Source organism: Mesorhizobium sp. M0166 (assembly GCF_040322255.1).
Taxonomy (GTDB): domain Bacteria; phylum Pseudomonadota; class Alphaproteobacteria; order Rhizobiales; family Rhizobiaceae; genus Mesorhizobium.
The window spans coordinates 1-2,000 of record NZ_JAMYTD010000096.1; the positions used below are offsets into that span (position 1 = coordinate 1).

1 protein-coding gene is annotated in these 2,000 nt (G+C 58.6%); it reads left to right on the forward strand.

Annotated features, from left to right (window positions below):
- Nucleotides 1–620 precede the first annotated feature (620 nt).
- Entirely contained in the window at nt 621–1,655 is a 1,035-nt protein-coding gene (locus NKJ46_RS34535; protein ID WP_352671800.1) for an NAD(P)H-dependent flavin oxidoreductase, read from the forward strand.
- Nucleotides 1,656–2,000: the final 345 nt, after the last annotated feature.

The following is a 2,000-nucleotide window of genomic DNA, read 5'->3' on the forward strand; positions in this document are numbered from 1 at the left end:
ATCGGGGAACAACCACCCGCTCTTCAATATGTGACCGCTTCCGGCTTCAGGGCGACTCGCTCCGCGATTACCCCATGTTTGAAATTTGAAATATGCGAAAGCGCCTATCCCGGTTTGCTTGGTCAATGGATGATCTGTGCGAGAAGATGGACGCCGTTGCGCCCAAGCCCGGCAAGCGCGGTTCCTAAAAGAAACGGTAAGATCGTCCATGGCAGATCGAGATCGTTGGATAATTCATATCAAAGAGCTTCGCTCTAGGCACGGCGTAAGTCTCCTCGAAGCGGAACGCATTGCCTTGTCAGATCCTCACTGGCGACGTTGGGTCGAACGCCACAAAAGCGGTGTGCCGCTCACACCATGGCGGGATAATTCCGGGATTATGTAGATGCCACCCCCGCCGGCCGCGCCCGGCGGCAGCTTTGCGGCCAGCAATGGAAGATCGTTGACCTTCGAAATGCGCTACTACCGGTCGTTGACATTAGGCTCGAATGTCAAGCAATAATATCCGCAGCGGACCACGCGGGATCGCACGTCAAAGAACACGTAGACCGTAGCGTGGCATTGTCGCGAGTGCATTCGAGCGCGAGTGTTCAAGCGCGTTCAGAAAACGAAGCACCTTCATGGATGCCGACGGACCGATTGTCACTCCTCTCACTCGCCTGCTCGGTATTCGCCATCCAATCGTGTCGGCCCCGATGGGGCGTGCATCACGGCCGGAACTTGCCGCAGCAGTGACCAACGCCGGGGGCCTCGGCGGGCTTGGGTTCAGTTGGGACAGCCCGCAGCGCATCGAAGAGCTAGTCGGTGCCGTGCGGCGGCTTACTGATGATGCTCCCTTCCTCGCCAACTTCGTCCTTGAATGGGATCAGCACCAGAGGATGGAAACTGCGCTATCGGCCGGCGCTCGGATCGTCTCCTTCTTCTGGGGTGACATCGCGCCCTACATGGATCGTGCAAAAGCCGCGGGTGCGCTGGTCGTTCACACCGTCGGGACTCCGGAAGAGGCGCGTAGATCAATTGATCTCGGTGTGGATATTCTGGTCGCGCAGGGCAATGAAGCCGGTGGTCACGTGTGGAGCCAGCTATCAACCATGGTGCTCGTGCCACTTGTGGCCGATGTGGCCGGGAAGGTGCCCGTTCTCGCGGCTGGTGGAATTGCCGATGGGCGAGGCCTTGCTGCGGCTCTCATGCTGGGCGCGTCAGGTGTATGGCTCGGCACACGGTTTCTTGCGTCGACTGAAGCGGCTTGTCACGCCGATTACAAGCGGCGTCTCATCGAAGCTGCCGCGAGTGACACGATCGAGACCACTCTTTTTGACGGAGGCTGGCCGGATGCACCGAGCCGCGTGCTGCGGAACCGCACGGTCGAGGCATGGGAAGCGGTGGGGCACCCCGAGTCCGGTTCGAGACCTGGGGAGGGCGAAGAGATTGGCCGCACTCCCGATGGCAACCCAGTGCGGCGCTACTCGTTCGCCAGCCTTCTCAGTGGAGGTCAGGGGGAAATCGACGACTTCGCCATTTACGCGGGCGAGTCCGTCGGATTGGTGCATGAGATTCTACCAGCGTCTGACATTGTCAGAGCCTTGATCGAGGATGCAGCACAGATCATGGCGCAGCGAGCCGGTCATCGCAGCGACTGCTCGACAAAGGGCTGAGAGGACGGCGTGGGTGTAATTCTGATGGGAGATTGAAGCAGTCGTGGCATACGAAGCTACGATCTTGTGGCGTCTGCTACATTATTCCGGATAGTTCCACGGAAGCAGCAAATCAACACAGATGAGCGCTGTCGCAAATTCGCACGCACTCACATGGCAGCCAATCATCAAGCCTCGCTAATCTACAAGATGGCGGTGTACTGAAAGTGCGCTAGCGTGCGAACTTCGACACGTGCGATAATGGGATTACAGTCTAGATCTCAAACATGGGGTAATCGCGGAGCGAGTCGCCCTGAAGCCGGAAGCGGTCACATATTGAAGAGCGGGTGGTTGTTCCCCGATAGG

What these genes read in the sequence shown, in the direction of transcription:
- NKJ46_RS34535 (WP_352671800.1), top strand. Translation starts at nt 621, where the DNA reads ATGGATGCCGACGGACCGATTGTCACTCCTCTCACTCGCCTGCTCGGT.